General features: G+C 61.3%; 19 protein-coding genes and 1 tRNA gene. All 20 read right to left on the bottom strand.

Features of this window, described 5'->3' with window-relative positions; all coding sequences use genetic code 11:
* The coding region (locus HY737_03235) for a tRNA-specific 2-thiouridylase (GenBank protein ID MBI4597399.1) at window positions 1-1,180 on the bottom strand (1,180 nt) is incomplete at its 3' end.
* A 61-nt stretch (window positions 1,181-1,241) separates the two neighbouring features.
* Window positions 1,242-2,471, bottom strand: coding sequence for a c-type cytochrome (locus tag HY737_03230; GenBank protein MBI4597398.1), 1,230 nt, complete (start codon window positions 2,469-2,471; stop codon window positions 1,242-1,244).
* A gap of 3 nt (window positions 2,472-2,474) precedes the next feature.
* A complete protein-coding gene (locus HY737_03225; GenBank protein MBI4597397.1) occupies window positions 2,475-4,226 on the bottom strand; it encodes a cytochrome b N-terminal domain-containing protein in 1,752 nt (583 codons plus the stop codon).
* A gap of 11 nt (window positions 4,227-4,237) precedes the next feature.
* Window positions 4,238-4,807 carry a Rieske 2Fe-2S domain-containing protein gene (locus HY737_03220; protein ID MBI4597396.1) on the bottom strand — a complete coding sequence of 190 codons (570 nt, stop codon included), beginning with the start codon at window positions 4,805-4,807 and terminating at the stop codon, window positions 4,238-4,240.
* A complete protein-coding gene (gene tatA, locus HY737_03215) occupies window positions 4,808-4,981 on the bottom strand; it encodes a twin-arginine translocase TatA/TatE family subunit (protein MBI4597395.1) in 174 nt (57 codons plus the stop codon).
* A 3-nt stretch (window positions 4,982-4,984) separates the two neighbouring features.
* Window positions 4,985-5,989: a polyprenyl synthetase family protein gene (locus HY737_03210; protein ID MBI4597394.1), complete on the bottom strand. Its 1,005-nt coding sequence runs from the start codon at window positions 5,987-5,989 to the stop codon at window positions 4,985-4,987.
* Window positions 5,982-6,704 carry a ubiquinone/menaquinone biosynthesis methyltransferase gene (locus HY737_03205; protein ID MBI4597393.1) on the bottom strand — a complete coding sequence of 241 codons (723 nt, stop codon included), beginning with the start codon at window positions 6,702-6,704 and terminating at the stop codon, window positions 5,982-5,984. The genes HY737_03210 and HY737_03205 overlap by 8 nt, the downstream gene beginning before the upstream one ends.
* A 13-nt stretch (window positions 6,705-6,717) precedes the next feature.
* Window positions 6,718-7,962 carry a glutamate-1-semialdehyde 2,1-aminomutase gene (locus HY737_03200; protein MBI4597392.1) on the bottom strand — a complete coding sequence of 415 codons (1,245 nt, stop codon included), beginning with the start codon at window positions 7,960-7,962 and terminating at the stop codon, window positions 6,718-6,720.
* Window positions 7,959-8,945: a porphobilinogen synthase gene (gene hemB, locus HY737_03195; GenBank protein ID MBI4597391.1), complete on the bottom strand. Its 987-nt coding sequence runs from the start codon at window positions 8,943-8,945 to the stop codon at window positions 7,959-7,961. The genes HY737_03200 and hemB overlap by 4 nt, the downstream gene beginning before the upstream one ends.
* Before the next feature lie 9 nt (window positions 8,946-8,954).
* The gene (gene cobA, locus HY737_03190) at window positions 8,955-10,466 is read right to left on the bottom strand and encodes a uroporphyrinogen-III C-methyltransferase (protein ID MBI4597390.1); all 1,512 of its coding nucleotides are present in this window, start codon (window positions 10,464-10,466) and stop codon (window positions 8,955-8,957) included.
* The gene (locus HY737_03185; GenBank protein ID MBI4597389.1) at window positions 10,463-11,302 is read right to left on the bottom strand and encodes a tetratricopeptide repeat protein; all 840 of its coding nucleotides are present in this window, start codon (window positions 11,300-11,302) and stop codon (window positions 10,463-10,465) included. The genes cobA and HY737_03185 overlap by 4 nt, the downstream gene beginning before the upstream one ends.
* Before the next feature lie 13 nt (window positions 11,303-11,315).
* A tRNA-Arg gene (locus HY737_03180) sits at window positions 11,316-11,389 on the bottom strand.
* Entirely contained in the window at window positions 11,380-12,261 is an 882-nt protein-coding gene (gene hemC, locus HY737_03175; protein ID MBI4597388.1) for a hydroxymethylbilane synthase, read from the bottom strand. Before hemC ends, HY737_03180 begins: the two co-directional genes overlap by 10 nt.
* Before the next feature lie 47 nt (window positions 12,262-12,308).
* Window positions 12,309-13,028: a bifunctional precorrin-2 dehydrogenase/sirohydrochlorin ferrochelatase gene (locus HY737_03170; protein ID MBI4597387.1), complete on the bottom strand. Its 720-nt coding sequence runs from the start codon at window positions 13,026-13,028 to the stop codon at window positions 12,309-12,311.
* A 4-nt stretch (window positions 13,029-13,032) separates the two neighbouring features.
* A complete protein-coding gene (panB, locus tag HY737_03165) occupies window positions 13,033-13,875 on the bottom strand; it encodes a 3-methyl-2-oxobutanoate hydroxymethyltransferase (protein ID MBI4597386.1) in 843 nt (280 codons plus the stop codon).
* 13 nt (window positions 13,876-13,888) lie between these two features.
* A complete protein-coding gene (locus HY737_03160) occupies window positions 13,889-14,896 on the bottom strand; it encodes a methionine synthase (GenBank protein ID MBI4597385.1) in 1,008 nt (335 codons plus the stop codon).
* A gap of 41 nt (window positions 14,897-14,937) precedes the next feature.
* Complete coding sequence (locus HY737_03155; GenBank protein MBI4597384.1) at window positions 14,938-15,906, bottom strand: hypothetical protein; 969 nt, start codon at window positions 15,904-15,906, stop codon at window positions 14,938-14,940.
* Complete coding sequence (locus tag HY737_03150) at window positions 15,903-16,598, bottom strand: hypothetical protein (protein MBI4597383.1); 696 nt, start codon at window positions 16,596-16,598, stop codon at window positions 15,903-15,905. Before HY737_03150 ends, HY737_03155 begins: the two co-directional genes overlap by 4 nt.
* Entirely contained in the window at window positions 16,559-18,034 is a 1,476-nt protein-coding gene (gcvPB, locus tag HY737_03145; GenBank protein ID MBI4597382.1) for an aminomethyl-transferring glycine dehydrogenase subunit GcvPB, read from the bottom strand. The genes HY737_03150 and gcvPB overlap by 40 nt, the downstream gene beginning before the upstream one ends.
* Window positions 18,034-19,377, bottom strand: coding sequence for an aminomethyl-transferring glycine dehydrogenase subunit GcvPA (gcvPA, locus tag HY737_03140; protein MBI4597381.1), 1,344 nt, complete (start codon window positions 19,375-19,377; stop codon window positions 18,034-18,036). Before gcvPA ends, gcvPB begins: the two co-directional genes overlap by 1 nt.

Here is a 19,377-nt window from a genome sequence, read left to right as displayed (position 1 = left end):
GCCCAGAGCCCAGAGCCCCCAGCTCCGAGCCAAGTCGTGGTGTAATCGTGACCAGGGCTGGCTCATGGCGGGAACGGATCTTAGCCCAGGCGCGGATCAGTTCGGTTGGCGGCGCGATCGACACCCAGTTGACTCGCTCGGCGATAAGCGTTCGACGCATGAGATGCGCTCGCTCGCCAACAACGAGGCGGTTGTTGGGCTGGTCGATGGCGAGCACGTAGATCGGTTTGCCCACCGCCAGGCCAATGCCCTCTCGCTGGCCGATGGTGTAGCCGAGCAAGCCTTGGTGGGTGCCAAGAACCTCACCATCCACGGTGGTAATCTGACCCGGCTGATCGGCAATCTTGAGCTCACGGCGTAGAAACCCATCCTTATTCCGGTCGCGCACAAAGCAGACATCCTGGCTGTCAGGCTTCTCCGCGGTTGCCAGCCCAAGCGAGCGGGCCATCTCGCGCACTTGCGGCTTGGTCAGCTCGCCGATGGGAAATCGAGCGCGCGAGAGTTGCTCTTGCGTCAAGTTGAAGAGGACATAGGACTGGTCCTTCTCTGGCGTAGCAGCTCTCAAGAGCTGATATCGTTCGATGTTCGTGGTGGGTGAAGAACTCCCCGGTGCCCCCGGCCAGCCTGCTCGCTCAGTGCTCGCTCCGGGCGCTCGCCTTGCAGCGAAGCGGCCACCAACTCCGCGCCCGGCAAGGGCGCGATCGAACAGGTGGCCGCAGCTCCACAGAATTCGCTGCCGGCTCGCTGAGCTCGCACATCCGCTCGCCAGGCTGGCCGGGGGCACAATCCGCGCGTAGTGGCCGGTGGCGATGAGCTGAGCGCCAAGCCGGTCCGCATGCTCAAGCAGCGAGCCGAACTTGATATGGTCGTTGCACGCGATGCACGGATTGGGGGTCAGCCCCTCGTGATAGCTCTCCACAAAATAGTCGATGACATGCGTGCGGAACGTGTCGGCCAGCTCCAGCGTCTCATGCCGGATCCCCAGCCGCTTGGCCACCGCCTTGGCATCCAGCGCATCGCGGACCGAGCAGCACAACTTGGTGCCAGCCGTGGTGCACACGTCCTTGCCCCAGAGCTGCAGCGTCACGCCGATCACCTCGAAGCCTTGCTCATGCAGCAGCGCCGCCGCGACCGAGCTATCCACCCCTCCGCTCATGGCAACAACAACTTTTGTAGACATCGCAGAGGCATGATATCAGATATCGCCGGCACCGGCGATATTTGATATCGCTCGGAAACGTTCAGGAATTTGGAGGAGTTTGCTGCTGAGGCTGAGGAAGCTTCTCGGAGAGTGTAAAGAGATAGGCGATGAGGGCCTCGAGATCCTCATCCGAAATGCGGTCTTTCCAGGCCGGCATGTAGAGGAATGGGTTGGGACGGTTCGGCTGCGCGCGCGGGGTCGGCTGCCGGCCATCGCGGATCAGATGTTTGAGATCCTCCACATGATCGGCGTAGTAGGCTTTCACATGCAGCAGCGGCGGCACTTCATGCCCCAGCCCGCTATTCGGGTTGCGGCGCCCGCCAGCACCCCCTGGGCCGTGGCACGCCGCGCAGCCGTATTTCTCAAACACGGCTTTGCCTCGCTCCGCCTGCGACGTGTAGATCGGCTGAGGCTCAGGCGGAGCTGGGATGACGTACGAGACCGGGAGATTCGAGGCGGTCAGGCTTAAGAGGTAGATCGTCACGGCCCTGACCTCATCGTCGGAGAGGCCGATATTCGGCATCGCGCTCGGAAAGATCTCTTCTTCGCCTTCAGGCAGCTGATCTTGCCGCACGCCCGGGTTGAGCATCCGGGGGTTTTTGAGCTTGCGCATGAACCAATGAATCCGATCATGCGGCGGCTTCATCATCTCAAAATCCGCTTCCATGAGCTGATACGATTTTGAGCCAACCTCGGTCAGGTCCTGAGAGATCGTGCCGCCGAACTCCTTGATGGCGTGGCAGCCGTAGCAGCCTTTCGCCTTAAACAGCTCGCGGCCTTTGACCAGCAGCGGTATTTGGTCCGCAATGCGCTGCCAATCGCCATGGCACTGGCGGCAGGAGGCTTGGACCAGCGGCCCGCGCAGCATCGGCTCCTCCCAGTGCTTCACATCGCCGTGGGCCGCCTTCGTGTCGGTGGCCAGGCCCTGACCGCCATGGCAGACGGTGCAGCCGAATTTTTCCACCGGATGCCACGCGAGGTAGTCGCCCGGGTGCTCCTGAAAAGGCTCCTCCGCCAGGGCGAGCTGCGGTTTTTCCATGGCTAAGTGGCAGGTGGTGCATCGATCCACCGCGCGGAGGTCGTTGACGACCACTTGTTTGATGCTGCCGGCCAGCAGCCCGAACTTCTCTGCGACCGGCAACCGATCATGGTTCGCGCGAAGAAACTGGCGCTGGTAATGGTTCCACTGGCGGTTGGTGTCATTCACCAACACCACCGCAAAGAGCGCGACCAGGGTGACTGAAAAAAAGAAAAACAGCAGCCGTTTCATGGGTTAGATGTTGAAATTCAGCGATGGAAAATGGATGAGGTATTTCACGCCGAAGAGCAAGCGCAGCAGAATTTTTCCGAGCACGCCCGTCATCATGAGCAATAAGCCCATCACGATCGCGTATTTGATCGGGCCGAGCTCTTCATACAGCCGATGTTTCAGCGCGGCGAATCGGATGCCGATGCCGCCGAGGATCACTCCGAAGGCGCTGACCGCGACCACGATGACGGCATAGCCGATCGCGCCATGCGCTTGGACCAGCCCGTACATCCAGGAAATCACCGGAGCGTTTCGCGAGCGTCCCAGCGCCTCAAACAGCGGCGGGAGGACGAGCGGGATGAAGAGTGCCGCCGCCATGAGCAGACCCAGGCCCAGGTGCAGCGCGGCGGAGGCCGCCGCCGGAGCGCTCGGCCCGCGCGTCGCCGCGAGCTTGGCGTTGATCTTCTGAGGGATCGGCGCGCCGAGAAGCCCGTAGGCGCCCATCAGCGTCAGGCCCCACAGATTGGGCAGATTTCCGAGTGTCACCTTGGTCAGCCGCCGGTAGCTCCACGGTTCCCACGGCCAATACCATTCCCAGTTCGGTCCGCGGCAGAACTGGCCGATGGCAATCAGCACGAACCACATGATGATCCCGAGCATGAAGACCGAGACGGCGAAGGGCCGCTCCTGGGGCACCCATAGCGGCGCGCCGCGCGCAGACGTCCATCGCATCTTGGCCCAGTACCCGATGCCCTTGGGGTTGGTATCGACATAGGGGATGGCGCAGAGGCCGATGATGATGAGGGTTGGCAGCACCACGCCGGCGATCCATGGATCAAAGTAGACGAGCAGTTCCTGCAGCCCCAGGAAGTACCACGGCGCTTTGGAGGGATTCGGCGTGATGTTGAGGTTCGCCTGGGCTTCCAGCGGCGCGTTCAACACGATCGACCATACGAAGAGGATGATCGTGATGAGCAGGGCGGCCAGCAATTCGCGCGAGACCAGATGCGGCCAGACATCCACTTTGACACCGGTCTGCTTGGAGAAACTGTCTTTGCGGACGCGCCAGAAATGCACGCACAGAAAAATGCAAAAGATGAACGGCACGGCGATGCAGTGCAGCACGTAAAACCTAATCAAGGTGGCATCGCCGATGATCGTCCCACCCACCAGGCCGAAGCGGGCATCGTTTGCCGTGGTGATAAACGGCAGCCGGAACGGGCCCTCGTTGCCCACCAGCGGAGCATTCGCGGCCATCTGCGCGCCGACGGTGACCGCCCACAAGGCCAACTGGTCCCACGGCAGCAGATAGCCCGTGTAGCTGAGGAACAGCGTCATCACGAGGAGGATCACGCCGACGACCCAGTTATATTCGCGCGGCGGCTTATAGGCTCCGGTCAGGAAGACGCGCATCATGTGCAGAATGACGAGCACGACCATCAGGTGCGCGGCCCATCGATGGAGATTGCGCAGAAAGCCGCCCATCGTCACGGCGAAGGTGAGATCCTTGATGTCTTGATACGCGAGGCTGCTGGCCGGGCGGTAATAGAACATCAGGATGATGCCTGAGACCGTCAGCACGAGAAAGGCGTAGAACGACAACCCGCCCAGCCCCCAGGTGTAGGTGACCTTGAGCGCGTCTTTCGCGATGCGCACGGGATGCAGGTGCAGGAAGACGTTGCCGAAAATGCGCTGCAGGCGCGTCCGGGGCGAATCGGTGAAATCGTGGCGGAACACCGACTTCCAGAGCTTGGTTTTTTTCACGTACTGTTTCATGCTAAGCGGGATTACGCGTTTCGATACGGCAGGAAGAAGTCGCCCATCGTTCGCAGCTCAGGGCGGTTTTCCAAGCGGCCCTTATCGATGAGCAGCTGCCCGTCATCCGCCAGCCGGATCGCGCACCGCCAGAGCGCTTTCGGGGCGGGACCGGCGATCACATCGCCCTCGGCATTGAAGTTCGACCCGTGGCACGGGCATTTAAACCGCGCTTCCGTATCAAACCAGTTCGGGGTGCAGCCAAGGTGCGTGCAGCGGGCCCAGAAACAGTAGAAGCCCCGCTCGGTGCGGACGATCCAGGTGCGCTGGAGTTTCTTCCATTTCTCGCTGACCCCGAGGGGATACTCCTCGGGCTTGCCCGCTTTGAACGCCAGCGCAGGCTCGTAGAGCACATTGGGGAATAAATACCTGAGGTTGGAGAGCAGCCAGCCGCCCAGGAAGACCCAGAAAAACGCCCAGCCGCCGCGGAGCAAGAATTGGCGGCGGCCGAATGTCTCATCGAACCACCGCCAGAGGTCTTTCTGAGGCGCTGAGGGTGTCGCGGGCGCCGCAGGCGGCGTTGAGGACACGGCGTCGCTCATTTACGGCTTCGTCGCGGACTCATCCTTGTCCTGCTCAGAGGATTTGCCCTTGAGGGCCTTCTGAAACTCTCGGATGCTCTGGCCGAGAGACCGTCCGATGTCCGGCAGCCGCTTGGCTCCGACGAGCAGCAGCACGATCAGCAGAATCACGAGCAGTTCATTGAATCCCAGCATGGCTCACCCCTGTCGGTAGATCGCGTAGTCGGTTAACGACTCATACGCGATGCGAAGGCCATTCATCTCAATGCCATGGACCGATGCTTCCGCGCGGCGGATGAAGCCGGCGGCGCGCGCCTGGGCTTTCGCCACGGCCCCGGATTCCTTAGCCGCCTTGGCCACACGGCGCAAAAACGCCGGGTCGTTGGCGTGCCGGCGCAGGGGAGCAAAGAGCGCGTTCCGGGCTTTCGCGGATAACTGCTGTGCGAGGTAAATAATCGGAAGCGAGAGGGCCCCTTTGTCCAGATCCGCCAGAATCGATTTTCCGAGCTGCCGCTGATCGCCGATCAAATCGAGGCAGTCGTCAATGATTTGAAACGCCACCCCGAAGTTCTGGCCGAACGCGGCCAGCTGTTCAACCTGTGTTGCCGAGCAGCCGCTGAGGATGGCTCCGGATCGGCAACACCCGCCAGTGAGCGACGCTGTTTTCTCTTGAATGATCGCAAAGTACTCGGCTTCCGTCAAGTCCAGGCGAAACCGGGCTTCCACTTCCCGCAATTCGCCGCGGCACAGTTGCTGGCAGACATCGGCGAGGACCTGGATGACGGCGGGCTGCTCAAGGCGGGAGAGCATCGTAAACGCCGTCGAGTACAGGTAGTCGCCCATGAGCAAGGCGCGTTCCGTGCCCCAGCGCTGATGAAAACTTGGGCGCGCGCGGCGCATAGTGGCCTGGTCGATAATGTCATCGTGAATTAGCGTGGCGGTGTGGATGAGCTCGACGGATGTGGCGGTGTCAATCAGCGCCGGGCGATCCGGCGAGGGACCGACCGCGCCGGTCAGCAGGACCAAGGCCGGGCGCAGCCGCTTGCCGCCTGCCGTCACCAGGTAGACGACTTTCCGCGCGATGGGGTCGGCCAATTGTGAGAGCAGGCGGGAAGACACGGCCTGAAGATCGCGCTCAACCGGGGCCAGGGCTTGGTGAAGCTGTACTGCTTCGACGCGCCTCGAACGATGTGCGCTAGGCATGTTTCGTGACCCGATAGAGGCTTGCGAGCCCCAGGGATAATGGGAGGTATTCTACATCAGTTTGGAGTTGCTGCAAGCGTTCGATCATTTGCTCAGGCGTGAGGAACTGCCGCACCGAACGCGCCAGATACGTAAACGGCCACACGCTGCCGGTCAGCACACATCCGATCGTCCGCGCGACCGTCAACAAAAACAGTTGGTAGCCGAATCGCAGCAGGCGCTGGCGAGGATAGCCGGTTTCCAGGATGATGAGCCGGCCTGCGGGACGCAAGACGCGGATCATTTCGGAGAGCCCCGCGGTGAGATCGCTCAGGTTGCGCGTGGAAAATCCGATCGTCACGCAATCAAAACTTCCATCGGCAAACGGCAAGCATTCAGCTTCCGCCTGGCACCAGACGATCGGCAGATGACGCGCTGTGGCTTTGCGCTGGGCGAAGGACAACATGTGGCGATTGAGGTCTGCGCCGATCACCGAGCCGTTTCCCTGCAGTTGCCGCGCCGAGAGAATCGCCAGATCGCCGGTGCCAGAGCACACGTCCAGCACCCTGGAGCCTGGGTGGATGCTCGCCTCGCGAACGACACGGCGCCGCCAGCGTTGGTCAAGCCCCAGGCTGGCTAATCGATTGAACCAGTCATACCGCGGCGCAATCCGGGTAAAGAGCCGCTGCACATACGGCCGCTTTTCTTGCGGCGCGATGGGGATGGTTGCCAGCATGATCTGGGAGCCCTTACGCGCCGTTGCCCATGGCGGTGAAGATCTCTTCGGACGCGGTGATAAGCCGATCGACGTCCTGAGCGGTGTGGGCGGTTGAAAGAAAGAGGGCTTCAAACGGCGATGGCGGAATGAGAATCCCATGCCGCCGCAGGCCATTGGCCCACGCGGCGAACTGTTGCCGGCGACTGCGAGCGGCGTCACCGGCGTTTCGGATGGGCTGGTCGGAGAAAAAGACCGTCAGCATGGAACCGAGCCGGTTGATCTGAATCGCTATACCACAGCGTTGAGCGGCGTGCTGAAGGCCTCGTTGGAGCCTGCGGCCTGCACGGTCTAAGGCGCCATACGGGGGGTGGGCGTGGAGTTTTTTCAGCGTGAACGCGCCCGCGGTCATGCTCAGCGGGTGGCCGGCAAATGTGCCGCCGTGATAGACATTCCCTTCCGGGGCAAGACGTTTCATGAAACGTGCGGGACCGCCAAGCGCGCCAATCGGCATGCCACCGCCGATGATCTTGCCAAAGGTCGTCAGGTCCGGCGTGATGCGAAAATAGGATTGAGCGCCACCCAAGGCTAGACGGAATCCGGTGACGACTTCATCAAAAATGAGCAGGATACCATGACGCTGAGTCAGCGCTCTGAGGCGTTTGAGGAACGCCACCTCAGGCACGATGACGCCGGTGTTGGCCGCCACCGGCTCGACGATGACGCAAGCGAATCTGTTGGCATGATGGCGGATCGCACGCGCCACAGCCTCGATGTCATTATACGGAACGGACATGGCCTCACGGGTTGCGGCCGCAGAGATCCCAGCCGTCTTGCCGGCCATCACGCTCTCGGCATGGCCGTGGTAACTGCCATCGAACATGAGGATGCGCGGGCGCCCGGTCACGGCGCGGGCAAGGCGCACCGCGGTCATGCATGCTTCGGTGCCTGAGACGGTAAAGCGGACCTGCTCGACCGATGGCACGGCGTCAACCATCAGGCGAGCTAGTTCGGCTTCCGCAGGGTGCGTTAATCCTAAGACGGTACTTCCCTTGACCTGCCGATGACCGTGGATCAAAGACCCCCAGCCCATGATGAAGTCGACATAGGCGCGACCATCGACGTCATACACCTGGCTGTCGCGGCCCTGCCGGAGCATGAGCGGATTGCCGCCAACATGGCGGAAGGCTCGCACCGGACTGTTCACGCCGCCGACAAGGTACTTGAGAGCACCAGCTCCGATTGATTTTCGATTGACGATTGACGATTGACGATTCATTCTTCTCTGAGGAGTCTGGCGGCGTCTTTGGCCCAGTAGGTGATGAGGATATCGGCACCGGCGCGTTTCATCGCGAGCAGCATTTCCATCCAGACCGGCCGCTCCTGCAGCCAGCCGCGAGCTGACGCCGCTTTGACCATCGCGTACTCGCCGCTGACGTTAAATGCGGCGAGTGGATATGGCAATGCCTGCTTGACGCGCCGAATAATATCAAGGTAGACCAGCGCTGGTTTGACCATAAGGATATCCGCTCCTTGCTCCACGTCGGACCGCGCCTTGCGCAACGCCTCCTCGGCATTAGCCGGGTCCATCTGGTAGGAGCGGCGATCGCCGAATTGGGGTGCTGAGTCTACGGCCTCACGAAACGGCCCGTAAAAACTGGACGCGTATTTCACGGAGTAGGCCATGATCGGCACGCGATCAAAATCCTCAGCATCGAGCAATTTGCGGATCGCTCCTACCGTGCCATCCATCATGTCCGATGGTGCGACCAGGTCAGCTCCAGCCTTCGCATGCGATAGGGCGACCTTTGCGAGAATCTCCACCGAGGCATCATTATCAATGTAGAAATGGGTCTTGTGTCGTGTGTCGCTCCCGACGACCCCACAATGCCCATGCAACGTGTACGCGCAGAGGCACACATCGGTGATGACCAGCAGCTCAGGCACCGATGATTTAATCGCCGCCACCGCTTGCTGCACAATGCCATTCTTGGCATAGGCCCGGCTGCCCCGCGCATCTTTTTTATCTGAGAGGCCGAAGAGCAGCACTGCGGGTACGCCAAGCTCCTTGAGTTGCCGACATTCCTGCGCGAGCGTATCGACCGAAAACTGAAACTGGCCTGGCATGGTTGGGATCGCCGCCCGAACCTTCTTGCCTGCGCGCACAAACAGCGGCATCACCAGCTGATCTGCAGACAGATGCGTCTCTCGAATCAACCCTCTCAGCGCTTCAGATGCCCTCACCCGTCTCGTCCGATACATGAGATTCCTCTAAACGTGTTGGATCGCATCGACAAGGCCTTCGATGGTTGAGATTTTTGCTTCAATAGCCACGCGACCACCGCGAGCGCGGACCGCGGCTGAGGTGATCGGACCGATGGAAGCAAATCTCAGGTGACGGAAAAGCGTCGCCTTGCCTGCGGCGACGAGCGCTTCGTGCAAGTGATCCACACAGCTCGCCGAGGTCACGGTTACGGCATCAAATGGCCGCTCAAAGAGCGTTGTCGCGCTCTGCCGCAGCGCTTTCGGGATGACGGTTTGATAAATCGATCCCTTCACCACCTGCATCCCGCGCGCGCGCAACCCATGCTCCAACACATCGCGGCTGCCTTTGGCGCTGAGGATCACGGCGCGCTTGCCTTTCAGGAGCCGTCTGGGAAAATCGTTCAGCACGCCCTCTTGGCTGTATTGCTTCGGCACAAAATCCACATGCAGCCCCAGCGACTCAATGGCCACCGCAGTTTTGGAACCGATCGCGCCAATGTGACACCCAGAGAGGATTCGCAAGTCCTTGCGGTGCGGTTTGAGCATCTCGCGAAACCACCCAATACCTTCAGGGCTGGTGAAAAAGACCCAATCAGTGTTGGGCAGCGACGCCACGAGAGTTTTAAACGCGCCATTCGACGGCACCGGGGCCAGCGCAATCGCCGGTAACTCCTCAACCTCAGCCCCAAGCGCTTCCAATTGATTCGACAGCGAGGCCGCCTTCTCTTGCGCTCGCGTCACCAGGAGGCGTTTGCCGAACAGCGGCTTTCGCTCAAACCAGTTGAGCTGCTTGCGCAGTCGAACCACCTCGCCCACCACAAGAATCGCCGGCGGGCGAAGCCCTGCGCTCGTGACAGCGGCCGCGATGGTGGACAACGTGGCTGTCACGGTTCGCTGAGTCGCCCTAGTACCCCACGCAATCACGGCGCACGGGGTCGAGACAGGCCGGCCGTGGCGACAAAGCTCGGCCACGATGGCCGGCAACCGACTCACACCCATCAAGCAGACCAGCGTATCTGTGGCGGTGGCCAATTGCGGCCACCGAATGCTGCTGCCCTTCTTCGCGGGATCCTCATGGCCGGTCAGTATGGCGACGGAAGACGCATAGCGACGGTGGGTGACCGGAATGCCGGCATACGCCGGAACCGCAATAGCGCTTGTCACGCCTGGAACAATTTCAAACGGAATCTTGGCTTTGACAAGCTCTTCGGCCTCCTCCCCGCCGCGGCCAAAGAGGAACGGATCGCCGCCTTTTAACCGCACAACGGATTTCCCAGCGTTGGCTTCCCGAATCAGCAAGCGGTTGATCGAGCCTTGTGGCGCGGTGTGCTTGTCTGCCTCCTTGCCGACGTACACCAGCTTCGCCGTCGGCGAACACTGTTTCAGCAGCCGCGGAGAGACCAGATGATCGTAGACCACCACATTGGCTCGACGCAGCGCCTCCTGCCCTTTAACCGTGATCAGGCCAGGGTCTCCAGGGCCAGCACCCACCACATAGACGCATCCGCGTCGGCTCATGGGGAGCGCTCCCGCGCTTCTCGCAGCAAGGCTTCCCGCTCGCGCAGCGGCTCGGCCCTGGCGGGCATGCCGTGCGCCTCATAGAACGTCGCCAGATCATGCACAAAGGCCTCGGTCATTTCGTGGTCAGGACCCAGGGTGCGGGTGGCGATCGTGATGGCCTGCCGCAGGTGCAGCTCAGCATCGTCAATATGCCCCTGAGCCTCAGCCACAGCCGCCAAGCTGCTGAAGAGCTCAGCCGCCACCGGGTGCTCCTCGCCCTCGACATCCGCCACAATCGCAAGCGCTTGGCGGTACAATTGCTCGGCGTCTTTCTCGCGATGCTGCCCGGCCACGGCATCTCCTAAAAGCCCAAGGACCGGCACCTCAGAAACATCGCGCGGTCCATCGTGGATCTGCAGCGTCACCAAGGCGCGCCGCAGCATCGGCTCCGCCAGCGCATATTTTTTCTCTTGGAGGTAGAGGGCTCCGAGATTGAACGCATCGGTCGCCACCGCGGGATGGAATTCTCCAAGGAGCTTTTCATTGATCATCAGCGCGCGCAGATGCAGGGACTCGGCTTCCTTGAACCGCCCCTGGGCGCCGCAGACTTCGGCGAGATTGTTCAGGGCGGTTGAGGTGCGCGTGTGCTCTTCGCCGAATGCGGTGCGCGAGACGTCAACGGCCTCCTCGGCGGCTTTGGCCGCTTCGACGTACTCGCCTGCGTCATACAGCCGGCGGACGTTTTCTGTGAGCGCCTGCCAGGAAGTCTCCGCAGGCGTTGGCGCCTCTTCGGCGAAGAGCAATCCTGGCCATGTCACAGCAACGATAATGGATACAAATCCTATTCGATTCATCACTACAAGGTAGCGCGCCCGGCGGGATTTGAACCCACGACCCCTAGCTCCGGAGGCTAGTGCTCTATCCAGTTGAGCTACGGGCGCTCGGTTTTCTCAAGGAGTCGATGCGCTCCTTGCCGTTCCAATTCTTTCGCTAACGCCTTCCCCAAAGCTGCTGGTTGAGCGACCGACCCGCTCATGACGCCTCGCGCTTGTTCGCGTCCATCTGGGGAAACGACTGCAGCTTCTAGCCTTAATTCTTTGCCTTCCAATTTTGCATAGGCGGCGATGGGGACGTGGCAGCCGCCGCCTAAGGCGCCCAGGAGCGCTCGTTCTGCCTCAACGCAGGCGCGCGTCGTGGAATCTTCAAGCGTACTCAGCAACGTCAGGAGTTCGATATCGTCGGTTCGCGCCTCAATGGCTAACGCGCCTTGGCCAGGCTCAGGCAGCATCACGTCAAACCCGAGATATTCAGTGATGCGTTCGGCCAGCCCCAGGCGGATGAGACCGGCGGAGGCCACCACGATCGCGTCATACCGGCCTTCGTCAAGCTTGCGCAGCCGCGTGTCGACGTTGCCGCGAATCTCAGCCATCTGCAGGTCCTGGCGAAACTTCAGCAGCTGGCTTTGCCGGCGAAGGCTCGAAGTTCCAATGCGCGATTGCGCGGGCAATGTCGCCAATGATTCTCCTGCGCGAGAAATGAAGGCATCCCGTGCATCGGCGCGTGCTGGCACCGCGGCAATCGTGAGCCCTGCTGGAAGTGCGAGCGGCAGATCTTTGAGGCTATGGACCGCGCAATCGATCTCATGGTTGAGGAGTGCCGCCTCAAGTTCTTTGACAAAGATCCCTTCCCCGCCCATGGCCGCGAGCGACGCGGTCGGCCGCTGATCCGCTCGCGTGGCAATGGCGCGCACCTCGAAGCGCCGTTGGGCGTGCCGTGACGATAGCGCGGCCTGCGCCATCTCGGTTTGGCGCATGGCCAACCGGCTTCCGCGCGTTCCGATGCGTAGAGGGCTCGTTCCCGTCACGTTCGTTTCAACGCCGCTTCGCGGTTCAGGAGGGCCAGCGCTTCATCGCGCGCTCGCTGATAGTGGCCCTGCCGCACGAGCGTAAAAACACGGCCATGCACGAGCCGGTCAAAGAAGATTCTGCGGTCGCCATACTGCGGCAACTTCCGCTTAGCCGCGCCTCGGAGGTTCGTCAGCAATTTCACCATCGGCACATACTCTTTGCCGATGAGCGTTCCGAGCTCTGAGCGGAGTTTTTTGGCCAGTGACGGGCTCGCCCCGCCGGTGCTCACCGCAATCGTCAGCGGTCCTCGGCGAAAGATCGCCGGCGCAATGAACGAACACAAGGGGGTTTGGTCGACCACGTTGGTGAAAATCCTTCGCCGCTGCGAAGCGCGGTAGACCGACCGGTTGATGGTCTCATCATCGGTCGCGGCGTACACCAGCCACGCCCCACGGAGATCCGACGGGCGGAACCGGCGGCTGACATGACAAATGAGCTTCCGCTGGGCATAATGCTTGAGCGGCTTTGTCAGCGTTGGGCTAATCAGGGTAATGGCCGCCCCATACTGCAACAAGGCGGTCACCTTTCGCTGCGCGACCTTTCCTCCCCCGATGACGACGCATCGCCGGCCGTGCACGTCGGCGAACAGCGGGTAATACGCCTTCGGCTGCATCAGGCATTCGGATGGCCTGCTGGAGCACAGATGCGGCATGTAGCATCCAGCGGAGCACATACCTCTACGAGAGCCGTTGCTTGAGTTTTTTGAATTCATCTGGAGCCATCGTTCGCGTCTGTTCTTTTCCAGGAAACCGGCCGGCTCTCACATCGCCGACGAACGCCGAGGTGGCCTGCCGGATGACATCGCCCAGATGCGCATACTGCTTGACGAACTTCGGCGTAAAGCGATCAAACAAGCCGAGCAGATCATAGGTGACCACCACTTGACCATCGCAGTGCGGCCCAGAGCCGATGCCGATCGTGGGGATCTTCAAGCGCTTCGTGATCTGCCGGGCCACTTCATCCGGCACGCATTCCAGCACCATGGCAAAGCATCCGGCGCGCTCAAGTGCCTCGGCCTGCGCGATAATTCGGGCCGCTGAGGCCGCATCTTTGCCCCGCATGCCGAAGCCGCCTTCCGCGGCAGCGGTTTGTGGAGTCAAGCCAACATGGCCCATCACGGCCATGCCGGCATCGACCATGGCGCGCGCCGTCTGATCCATGCTTGGCTTCCATTCAATTTTGACGGCATCGCAACCCGCCTCAACCAGAAAGCGTTTGGCATTGCGCACGGCGGTGGATGGCGTGCTGCCGAAGGCCGCCAGCGGCATGTCCCCAATCAGCAGGGCGCGACTGACCCCGCGACGAGCCGCCTTGGCGTGGTGCAGCATCTCCTCAACGCTGACAGGCGCTGTCGTCTCGAAGCCCAGCACCACCATGGCCAGCGAATCGCCGACGAGCACGAGATCAACCCCAGCCTCATCGATCGCCTTGGCCATAGGATAATCGTAGGCCGTCAGCATGACCAGCTTTTTGCCACGCCGCTTTGCCGATCGAATCTGCTGAACCGTGACCTGGGTCATCAAGCAAGGGCGTTTAGACGGCGACGAGGAGCTCCTCGCGCACCGCGCGAGCCGCTTCCACGCACACGCGGAGCTTCTCGATGGCTTGCTCAGGCGTTCGGGTTTTCAAACCGCAATCCGGATCGACATAGATCTGCTCAGGGCGGAAGACCTTCAACGCCTTGCGCAAGTTGGCCACCACTTCGTCTTTCGACTCAAGGCGGTGGCTATGCACGTCGACGACCCCTAACCCGATTTCCTTCGAGAATCGCTTGCCGCGAAAGACCTCCAGCAGCTCAAAGTTTCGATTCGCAAATTCGAGGTCGATGTGATCCACCGGCAGCTTGGACAACTTCGGGCCGATGGCCTTGAAGTCGCCATAACAAATATGGGTCAGCGTTTTGGCCTTGAGCCCTTTCGTCACCACGCCTAAGGCTTCGATCGCCAGATCCATTTCTGACGGCCGAACGGAGATGGCCGGCTCATCGATCTGGATGTATTGCGCGCCGGCGAGCTCCAAATCCTTCGCCTCATCGTGAATGACCTTGGCGAGCGCTAAGGCCGCCGCGCGGCGGGAGGGATAGTATTCGTTGAACGACCAATCCATGATGGTATAGGGCCCGGTCAGCATCCCTTTGACCGGCCGGTCGGTGAGGCGCTGCGCAAAGTTCCACCACCCCACCGTGATGGGCTTGGCGCGCGTAATCTTGCCGACGATAATCGGCTTGCGGTAGTACCGGTTGCCATAGGAGCGCACGAGTTCGGTGTTGGCATGAAACCCGCTGAAGTGCTCGGCGAAGTAGGCGGCCATATCGCCGCGGTATTGCTCGCCGTCCACAAGAATATCGATGCCAAGATCCTCCTGGATCTTGATCCACTCGCGCGTGGCTTGCTCTTCCAACGCATGCAGCTGCGTGGCGTTCAGCTCGCCGCGACGGTGCTGTTTCCGCGCCTCCTCAAGATAGGCGGGTTTCGGCATGCTCCCAACAGATGTCGTGAGCAACATCACTATTTCCTCCTCTGTCTCTGAAGCCCCGGCCATCAGGGCCGGGGCGGAATGCCGAGCGCGTTGGGCGCTCGGCCTTATCCGCGAAATGCGTGAACCGCTTCGACCAGTCGGCGGATTTTCGCCAGGGCCTGCGTATGCGGGAGAAATTCCAATCCACAATTGGGATTGATATACAGCTGATCCGACGGGACCAACGGCGCGACCGCGCGAAAGATCGCATGCAGCTCTTTGACCGACTCTAATTTCGTGTTGCGCGCATCAAGACAGCCAATGGCGAGCGCTTTCGTGATCTTCGCCCGTTTCAAGGCCGACAGCGCCTTCGGGTCGGACACCACATCAATGCCGATGATGTCCACGGGAGCTCGCATCAACGCCGGCAGCCACCCATTCACCGCGCCGAAATAGGTGTAGACGGCCGTCGTCGCCGAGACGCCTTGCGTGGCGCGCCGCAATCCTTCAACGGCGAGCCTGGCATCGGTTTTGCCGAAGCCGATCGATGGCTCATCAAATTGAATCAGCGAGGCTCCGGCCTGAGCCAGCGCCTTGGCTTCCTGGTTCAGCATCTCGGCCAAGGCCAGGGTGAGTTTCGACTTGGACGCAAAGTACTGATCCTCGCACCATGTCGCAAACGTATACGGCCCTGGCAGCACCGCCTTGACCGGTTTCTTCGTGCAGTGGCTCGCAAAACGGTACTCATTGACGAACCTCGGGCCGGGCCAGGACGGCTTGCGCTTCAGAATCGGGCGCCGGAACAGGACATTATTGTCGAACCACCGCTCAAGACGCTGTTGGATGGCAAACCCGTCAATGTGGGTGGCCAACGGCCGCAGCAGATCATCCCATCGGATCTGCCCATCGGTGAGCACATCGACTCCGGCCTGCTCTTGCTCGGCGATCACCGCCCGAGTGACCTCGTCTTCAACGGCCTTCAGTTGCGCATCGGTGAGCTCGTTCCGCTCCCACCGATCTCGAGCGCTGCGGAGTTTCGATGAATACGCCCCATCGGCGACTTTCGGATAGTTCCCCACCACCGTGGTAATCATTCCAGCCCCTTTCCCGTTGTTCGTTGATATTGACGTGGCCAGGCCTCCATCACCATCCCTACGCTGACCTGATCATCGAGATCGCTCAACGCCGTCGCGCGATGCGCGAGGACAGTCTGAACGTCGTCCGGCAGCAGCGCGCTCACGATGGGAGGCAGTGCTCGCACCAGCAATGATCCTTGGATCAGCCAGCTTGCGGGATAGCGGCGGATGGCAAAGCCGGCGATTTTGCGGTGATCCACCATGACGGCGTATGAGCTTGGTTGCGCCAAACAGTAGGTGATCGGCTCCTGAGCCGGCTGTTCGAGCACCGCGTCGGCCACGACGCCGAACTGACGGCAGCACTCCACCGCGCTGTCCGTGATCATCTGCATGATGTCATGAAGGTGCTCTGCGCCTTCGCGAGGCCAGACCACCGAGATTGACACGTCGCTGCCGTGAAAGGCGATCCCGCCGCCAGTTGGCCGCTCAACAATGTCGATGGTCCATGGTCCATGGTCGATCGTCTCAATCCATGTTGGCCGCGGCTGCTTAAAACCCAACGATACCGCGGGCGGATTCCACTGAAAGAATCGCGCCGTGCCTATCGCCTCAGCCGCCAACCGCGCATCGCAGGCCATATGCGCTGCGGCGGTGCGAGGCTCATCAACACTCAGCCGCCACTCACGGCTGTGTGTTGCTCTGCGGTCCATCGCAAATTCGGCTCCCGCGCCGCCTTCACTTCATCCAATCGCTCAACCGGCATCCGAGAGGGCGCGCGCTTGACCACATCCGGGGTCTCTGCGGCTTCTTTGGCGATTCGCACCAAGGCCTCGGCGAACCGATCCAGCGTCTCCTTGGATTCGGTTTCGGTCGGCTCGATCATCAAGGCCTCGGCCACGATGAGCGGGAAGTACACCGTCGGCGCGTAAAAGCCGTAATCGAGGAGCCGCTTGGCCACATCGCCCGCCGTCACACCATGCGCTTTCAGCGGCGTCGCACTCGCAATAAACTCATGCATGCACGGCTGATCATACGGAATCGCGTAGGCGTCGTTGATTTTCGCCTTAAGGTAATTCGCATTGATGATCGCCGTTTCCCCTGCGCGGATCAGCCCTTCGCGGCCCAGCGTGCGAATATAGGCATAGGCGCGGATCAGCACGCCGACATTGCCGAACCATCCATGCACGCGGCCCACCGTGGCTCGGCTTCGGGCCGTCATGGCAAAGTGCCGGCCCTTCTTCACCACGCGAGGCACCGGCAAAAACTCTTCCAGCGACGTTCGCACGCCGACCGGACCGGCTCCCGGTCCGCCCCCGCCATGCGGTGTTGAAAACGTCTTATGCAGATTCAGTTGCAAGAGGTCGACGCCCATCTCCCCCGGCCGCGCCACACCGAGCAACGCGTTCATGTTCGCGCCATCCATGTACACCAGCGCGTCTTGCTCATGCAGCATGGCGGTGATGGCCGCGATATCGCGCTCAAACAACCCCAGCGTGTTGGGATTCGTGAGCATCAAAGCGGCCACATGCCGGGTGAGCTTCTGCTGCAACTCCTGAACATCGAGCAGGCCGTTGGGTCCTGTGTGAAGTTTTTCCACGGTGAAGCCAGCCAGCGCCGCAGAGGCGGGGTTGGTGCCATGCGCTGAATCAGGGATCAGAATGACGGTGCGATCGCGGTGCCGTTTGCGCCGGTGGTACGCGGCGATGATTTTCAGCCCGGTCAATTCCCCCTGGGCGCCTGCGGCTGGCTGGAGGGTGAAGGCGCCCATGCCGGTGATAGCGCACAGCAATTGCTCTAATTCATACAGCAGCTGCAGCGTTCCCTGCACATGCGCTTCGGGCTGCAGCGGATGCACATACGCCAGCCCCGGAATCGCGGCAATGCGCTCATTGAGCTTCGGGTTGTACTTCATCGTGCAGGACCCAAGCGGATAACAATTCGTATCAACCGAGAAGTTGAGTTGCGACAACCGCGTGTAATGCCGCACGACATCAAACTCCGCGACCTCAGGCAGCGGCGGCGGGATCGGCCGCAGCGCCTCATCAGGCCATGCGTCGGCAGCAGCCAGGGCGGGAACGCCGCTGGGCGGCAAGAGATAACCGCGCCGCCCCGGAACCGACTGCTCAAAAATCAACGGCTCGGCCATCAGACCAACGCCTTCAGGGCGCCAACGGTCCTGTCGATGGCGTCTTTCGTCATGGTTTCCGTCACGCACCAGAGGGCGGCGTGCGGCATGTGGGGATACCATTGAGCCAGTGGCAGCCCGCCAACGACGCCTTTGGCGGCTAACCGACGGTTGAGGCGAACCACATTCACCTTTTCATCGTACTGAAGCGTGAATTCGTTGAAGAACGGCTGATCAAACGCCGGCGCGATCCATGGGATCTCACTCAGCCGTCTCTGCGCGTAATGGGCTTTCTCAAGGTTGAGCTGTGCCAGCTCTCGCATGCCGTGCGAGCCGAGCACGCTGAGAAAAATCGTGGCCCGAAGTGCGAGCCAGCCCTCGTTTGTGCAAATATTCGACGTCGCTTTCTCCCGGCGGATGTGCTGCTCTCGCGTCTGCAGGGTCAGCGTGAAGCCTCGGCGGCCTGACTGATCCACGGTGCAGCCGGCCAACCGGCCGGGAATCCGGCGAACCAGCGCTTGTGTGGTCGTGAACAATCCCAGCCCCGGCCCGCCAAAGGAGATCGGGCTGCCGAGGCAACGGCCTTCAGCCACGGCAATATCAGCGCCATAGGCTCCAGGCGGTTGCAGCAATCCGAGACTCACCGGGTAGACCGACGCGACAAACAACCCGCCGACGCGATGCGCGCGTTGCGCGGCTTGGGCCATGGGTTCAAGACAGCCGAAGACGTTCGGCTGCTGCAGCAGAACACCGGCCACATCATCCTTCAAGGCTTTGTCGAGCGCTTCGACATCGGTGACGCCATTGACCGTGGGGATCACTTGGAGCATCGCGCTGGCATCGCTGAGATACGTTGACATCGTTTGCCGCACATGCGGATGGACCGCCTCAGACACCAAAAACCGCGGGCGTTCCGTGGCGCGTAATGATAAGACGGCGGCTTCTGCGGCCGCCGAGGCGCCATCGTACATCGAGGCGTTGGAGACCTCCATCTGCATCAGCTCGCAGATCATCGTCTGAAACTCGTAGATCGCTTGGAGCGTGCCCTGGCTCGCCTCAGCCTGATACGGCGTGTACGGGGTGAGCCATTCGCCGCGAGCCGCGATCGCGTCGACGACCGTCGGGATCAGATGGTGATACGACCCTGCGCCAAGGAATGAGATGACGTCCTTGACCGAACGATTCCGCGCAGCCAACTGCTCGCCAAGTTCAATCACCTGGGCTTCGGCAAGGCCGTCAGGGACATCAAGGGTGCGGCGCTGCAGCGTTTCGGGCACGCTGCGGATCAGCTCCGCAAAGGAGCGAACACCGATGGCGCGCAGCATCTCCTGCAGCTGCGCATCCGTGTTTTGGGAATACCACAT

The sequence above is a fragment of the Candidatus Omnitrophota bacterium genome, from assembly GCA_016209275.1.
In the GTDB taxonomy this organism is placed as follows: Bacteria; Omnitrophota; Gorgyraeia; order Aquiviventales; family Aquiviventaceae; genus JACQWM01.
This window is presented reverse-complemented; position numbering and strand designations above follow the sequence as displayed.